Raw genomic sequence first — 5481 nt, 5'->3', positions numbered from 1 at the left:
ATAGAGCCACACAGCTTCAGCGATGATCTCAGCTGGAAAACGATGGCGGTGGTAAAGCGAAGCGCGTAGTTCAGTCATCCCCACTTATCGCCGGTGAAACTTGCTCTCAGGTTAACGTTACGCTGCCCAGCAGACCGGTCGCACTGCTGTGCTTGGTCTGTCATCCAACGAGATGTCGATGCGTCGTCATGCTTTCTATATAAGGAGCTCCCAACCAGTTCAGTAGATCTCTGCTTTCCGATATTGACGTGGAGCTCAGCATCGGAACAATTTCGGCGTTTCATGAGTTTGTCTCCGTATAAAAATGTATGTTTCGGCGCCAGTATGGAGGAGGGCGAGATGGGAGAATTGTTGTTCTGGATTGTTCTCCTTGGTTTGCCCGCGCTTCTCATCGGTGGATTTGCATACGCGCACTATCTGAAGCGTACAGGTGGTACGAGTTCGGGCGAAGATGGTGCTTAACGAAAGCAGGGATAAATCGATGGCACCCCGCGCAAACTGGAAAGGCCAGCTGAAAATTGATCAGCTTTTGTGTCCGGTCGCACTTTTCACGGCGGCATCGACCTCTGAGCGTGTTTCGTTTCATCTGATTAATCGCAAAACCGGAAATCGCCTCAACCGGGAATTCGTAGACAGTGATACAGGCAAACCAGTACCGCGCGAAAATCAGATCAAGGGCTATGAAGTGTCGTCGGGCGCCTATTTGAGTTTCGACGAAGCGGAAATCGCCGCGGCCATTCCCGAAAGCGACAAGACGCTGAATGTCACGCGATTTGTCAAATGCGACGAGATCGATGACGTCTATCTCGACCGGCCATATTATCTCGCCCCTGTTGGAGGCAGCGATAGTTTCGTACTCGTTCGTGAGGGCATGAAAGCCGAAAATGTAGCTGCAATTGCCGAGACTGTCCTTTTCCGCCGCGCGCGACAAGTTCTGATCCGTGCCGACGATTATGGTCTCGTAGCCACGACGCTCAATTTCGAATATGAGGTACGAGCGGCAGCGGAGGCATTTGCCGACTTGGGCACTTTCAAGTTCGATCAGGAAATGCTCGACCTGGCGGAGCATATTATCGACACCAAGATGGGCAGTTTCGACCCCGCAGGCTTCGATGACCGGTACGATGCAGCACTGGCAGATTTGATAAAGGCGAAGATTGAGGGGAAGCCGCTCAAGAAGCCGGCTGCGCCGAAGACTGCCGAGGTTATCGATCTCAAGGAGGCTCTTCGCAAGAGTGCAAACCTAGGTCGGGTCGGGCAGGCGGCGACCAAAGCAATAAAAGGCAAAGCCAAGTCCGGGGCAACATCTGGAACAAAGTCTAGAAAAAAGGCCGGTTGATCATGGGACAGCCGCTTGAAACCTATCGCAGGAAACGCGATTTTACGCGGACTAAGGAACCACGCGGTAAGTCCTCACGAATGAAAGGTGATCTCTTCGTCGTGCAGAAACACGATGCCAGAAGATTGCATTATGATTTTCGTCTTGAGATGGATGGCGTGTTGAAAAGCTGGGCCGTGACGCGCGGTCCAAGCCTTGTTTCCGGTGAAAAGCGACTTGCTGTGCATGTCGAGGACCATCCTCTTGAATATGGGGGCTTCGAAGGCACGATCCCGAAAGGTGAATATGGGGGAGGTACAGTTATCGTCTGGGATACAGGGCGCTGGAAACCCATTGGCGACCCACATAAGCAATACAAAAAAGGACATCTTGAATTTGAGCTCTACGGGGAAAAGCTCAAAGGTCGCTGGCATTTGGTCCGGATGCACGGAAAGCCAGACGAGAAGCGAGAGAATTGGCTCCTCATCAAGGGTGAGGACGAATTCGCCAGAAATCCAGATGAACCTGACATTCTCGAAGAGATGCCGAAATCAGTAAAAACCGGTCGCGTCATCGCCGATGTCGAACAAGAAGCGCCAGGCTGGTCGTCGAAAACTGGTCCGATCGACAAGAAGTCGACCGCTCAAGAGAAGGGTGGGGGCGCAAATATCAAAAATGCGAAGAAGCGACCGATGCCGAATTTCGTCAAACCTGAGCTCGCTACGCTCGTGTCATCTGCTCCAGATGGAAACCGCTGGCTTCACGAGATTAAGTTCGACGGTTATCGCATCCAGGCTCATATTGCGGGGAGCAAGGTCGCCCTTTATTCGCGTGGGGGACTGGATTGGACTGAAAAATTTGGCCAGCAGATCGCCAGTGATCTTGTTGGTACGGGTGTGAACGAAGCCATATTTGACGGGGAAATCGTTGTCGAAAACCAGTCGGGACTGTCCGACTTTTCAGCTTTGCAAGAGGATTTAAGCGAAGGGCGTTCGGATCGGTTCGTCTATTATCTCTTCGATCTTCTGCATGTTGATGGCGAAGATCTCCGCCAGACTCCTCTGGTTGAGCGCAAAACGTTGCTTGAAAAATTAATTTCCGGATCATCGTCAACGCTTCGCTTCAGCGAGGCTTTTGATGCCGATGGGGCTGCGGTACTGAAGAATGCCTGCGGACTTGGCCTTGAGGGCATTGTGTCGAAGCTCAGGGAGGCCGCTTATAGAAGCGGTCGCAGCAACGATTGGCGTAAGTCGAAATGCATTGGACGACAGGAATTCGTCATTGCAGGCTATGTTCCCTCGACGGCAACGCGAGCGGCAATCGGTTCGCTCCTTTTAGGTGTACAGGATAAAAAGGGGCTGGTTCCCGTGGGCCGGGTGGGAACGGGCTTTTCGGTTAGGATGGCAAAAGAACTTTACAAACAGCTGCAAGCCATGCGGCTGGAAGAAAGCCCATTCGCTGTGCAACTGACGGCAGATGAAAGGCGCGGTGCCAATTTCGTCACGCCGCAGCTGGTAGCGGAAATCGAATTTCGTGCCTGGACTGCCGATAAGCGATTGCGTCACGCGTCCTTCAGGGGGGTGCGAAACGATAAGGCTGCCAAGGACGTCATATGGGAGAAGCAAACCATGTCACCTCGTATTTCCAGTAACGGCCCCGAGGAGATCGACGTGAAGCTCACACATCCCGACCGGGTTTACTGGCCGGGCGAGGGTGTCACAAAACAGGGTCTCGCAGATTATTATTCCGCTATCTGGTCTCGCATCGAACCTTTCATCGTCAACCGCCCCCTTGCATTGTTACGCTGCCCAACCGGAATTGACGGAGAACACTTCTTTCAAAAGCACGCGTGGAAGGGGTTGAATGAACATATTATCGAGGTTCAGGACCCAAAGAACAAGGACGAGGAGCCTTATATCAGCATTCGGGACTTCAACGGGCTGATCGGTTTGGTGCAAGCCGCGACGCTGGAAATTCACCCATGGGGTTCGACTCTCAAAAATTGGGAGCTACCGGATACATTGACGATGGATCTTGATCCGGGCGAGGGGGTTCCCTGGCCGCGCGTGATCGAAGCCGCAACCGAGATCAAGGAACGTCTAGAAAAACTCGGATTGACGACGTTTGTTAAAACGTCCGGCGGCAAGGGACTGCATGTGGTCGCGCCATTGAAGCCGAAGGTCGACTGGGACGCCCTCAAGAGCTTTACAAAAGCTATTGCCGACCAGATGGCTGCAGACAGCCCTGATCGCTATGTCTCGACTATTTCCAAGGCCAAGCGTAAAGGCAAAATTCTCATCGATTATCTGCGCAATCAGCGCGGCATGACTGCTGTAGCACCCTATTCGCCGCGGGCACGTCCCGGTGCTGCAGTTTCCATGCCGCTTGGGTGGGAGGAAGTGACGTCAGCAATAGGCTCGGCCCATTTTACTATTCTCAACACACCGACCCGGCTGGTCGCATTGAATAGCGATCCCTGGCAGGATTTTCGCAGCGCGGAAACGCCGCTGCCTAAGCTGAAGAAATAGGCAGAGCTCTTCGCATCAGCTTTTTTTGTTTTCACCGGCGAGGCTTTTTCGTAGAACATCCATGATGTTGATAACATTGCCTTCGGTTTCTGGTGCAGTCTTGCGCGGCTTCGACCCCGTTGCCGTTTTCTTTTTCTTCTTTGCAGCAATCATCGACTGAAGGTTCTTCTGCATTGGGTCCTGAAGGAAATCGGGATTCCAATCTTCCGTCTTGCCCTTGATGAGCTTGCGGACCATGGAAAGAAGCTTCGTATCGGGTTTGCCTTCCTTAGTATCTGAAAAATAGTCGGTCGCTTTCCGCACTTCATCGCCGAAGCGCAGCGTCCACAGGACGATCCCGTGTCCGCGTGGCTCAAGCAGCACTGCTCTTTCGCGTCGGTACATGACAAGGCGGGCCAGACCGAAGACTGCGTTTTTTTCCATTGCCTCCCGAATGACGGAAAAGGCTTCCTGGCCTACTTTGTCGGATGGCGCGAGATAATGCGGTTTGTCGTACCAGATCCAGCCAATGCTGTCGCGCGGTACAAATTTGTCGATGTTTATAGTTCTGGTGCTCTCGAGTGCCACAGCCTCCAGCTCATCCTCTTCAAGAATGACATAGCTGCCGTCGCCTTTCTCAAACCCCTTGACCTCGTCATCATCCCGCACGGGCTTGTGCGTAACCGAATCTACGTACCGGCTGATCACCCGGTTGCCGGTCTCCGCATTCAAGGTGTGAAAACGCACCTTCTCGCTGTCGCTGGTCGCAGGCGTCAGCTCCACCGCACAGGTGACGAGCGAAAGTTTGAGATAGCCTTTCCAGAAACTGTGGGGCACGACCTGATCCTCCGGGAAGAACAGGATAACCTGTTTGACGCCCGATAGTTCCCGATCAGATTTGTTCAGCCTGGGAACCAGTCGCGGTTTTTAGTGGTTATACGGCAAGGAAAATACGACCGGGGTTACCCATTGCTTAAAAAGTCTTCCGCTGTTCCGCTGCTACAAAACAATGCTGCTCATGGGTTGGTCCATGTCAGCGACACCGCGCCGGGAATTAGGCGCCTGCGTTGTGGAGCCGGGTTTCGTTATGTTCGGTTTGACAAAAAGGCGATTTCAGTCGCGGATCGAAACAGGATTGCTAAGCTTGCCATTCCGCCTGCTTGGAGCGATGTCTGGATATGTTGCGATCAGCGCGGACACATACAGGCGACCGGTCGCGATGCGCGCGGAAGAAAGCAATATCGTTACCATTCCGCGTGGATCGCGATGCAGGAGGAGACCAAATTCTCAAGTCTGCCAGACTTCGCCCGTGCACTCAGCCGACTGCGTAAAGCACTTGATGCCGATATGCGGCGACGCTCGCTCTGCCGTGAAAAGGTCGTTGCGACCGTCATCTGGCTGATGGATCGACTATTGCTGCGGGTCGGAAATCCAGATTATGCACGCGACAACAAGAGCTTTGGGGTCACTACGCTTCGCAATCGGCATTTGCGGGATGAGCGTGGCGGATTGCGGCTCGCATTTACTGGGTGCGCCGAGCATGGCGCGTGGTGCGCAATCACCGTTTGACCGGGATGGTATCCGGTCGATGACTTGGAGGTGAAAGTCCTCTACGGGCCCTGGTGATGGGAACCGTTAGCCGAACAGCAAGGGCGT

At 53.5% G+C, this 5481-nt stretch carries 5 protein-coding genes and 1 pseudogene; 5 read left to right on the top strand and 1 reads right to left on the bottom strand.

What is annotated here, in order from left to right; genetic code table 11:
• The first annotated feature begins 339 nt into the window (after nt 1–339).
• The 3 genes from F9K91_RS26635 to ligD are packed head-to-tail and all read left to right on the top strand — an operon-like array spanning nt 340 to nt 3846.
• A complete protein-coding gene (locus F9K91_RS26635; RefSeq protein ID WP_255414847.1) occupies nt 340–462 on the top strand; it encodes a hypothetical protein in 123 nt (40 codons plus the stop codon).
• 19 nt (nt 463–481) lie between these two features.
• On the top strand, nt 482–1339 hold the full coding sequence (ku, locus tag F9K91_RS25235) for a non-homologous end joining protein Ku (RefSeq protein WP_151679046.1): 858 nt from the start codon (nt 482–484) through the stop codon (nt 1337–1339).
• A gap of 2 nt (nt 1340–1341) precedes the next feature.
• On the top strand, nt 1342–3846 hold the full coding sequence (gene ligD, locus F9K91_RS25230; RefSeq protein ID WP_151679045.1) for a DNA ligase D: 2505 nt from the start codon (nt 1342–1344) through the stop codon (nt 3844–3846).
• Nucleotides 3847–3861: 15 nt separating this feature from the next.
• Here ligD and ku (F9K91_RS25225) read toward each other — a convergent pair whose 3' ends face one another.
• Entirely contained in the window at nt 3862–4662 is an 801-nt protein-coding gene (gene ku, locus F9K91_RS25225) for a non-homologous end joining protein Ku (protein ID WP_151679044.1), read from the bottom strand.
• Between the two features lie 93 nt (nt 4663–4755).
• On the opposite strand from ku (F9K91_RS25225), the pseudogene F9K91_RS26665 reads away from it, so the two are divergent.
• Both F9K91_RS26665 and F9K91_RS26510 read left to right on the top strand, forming a co-directional pair.
• A pseudogene (locus F9K91_RS26665) lies at nt 4756–5034 on the top strand (DNA topoisomerase IB); the annotation flags it as partial.
• 57 nt (nt 5035–5091) lie between these two features.
• A complete protein-coding gene (locus F9K91_RS26510) occupies nt 5092–5394 on the top strand; it encodes a hypothetical protein (protein ID WP_235913455.1) in 303 nt (100 codons plus the stop codon).
• Nucleotides 5395–5481 lie beyond the last annotated feature (87 nt).

The organism is Brucella tritici, from assembly GCF_008932295.1.
GTDB classification, from domain to species: domain Bacteria; phylum Pseudomonadota; class Alphaproteobacteria; order Rhizobiales; family Rhizobiaceae; genus Brucella; species Brucella tritici.
This window is presented reverse-complemented; position numbering and strand designations above follow the sequence as displayed.

What these genes read in the sequence shown, in the direction of transcription:
- F9K91_RS26510 (WP_235913455.1), top strand. Translation starts at nt 5,092, where the DNA reads ATGCAGGAGGAGACCAAATTCTCAAGTCTGCCAGACTTCGCCCGTGCA.
- ku (WP_151679046.1), top strand. Translation starts at nt 482, where the DNA reads ATGGCACCCCGCGCAAACTGGAAAGGCCAGCTGAAAATTGATCAGCTT.
- F9K91_RS26635 (WP_255414847.1), top strand. Translation starts at nt 340, where the DNA reads ATGGGAGAATTGTTGTTCTGGATTGTTCTCCTTGGTTTGCCCGCGCTT.
- ligD (WP_151679045.1), top strand. Translation starts at nt 1,342, where the DNA reads ATGGGACAGCCGCTTGAAACCTATCGCAGGAAACGCGATTTTACGCGG.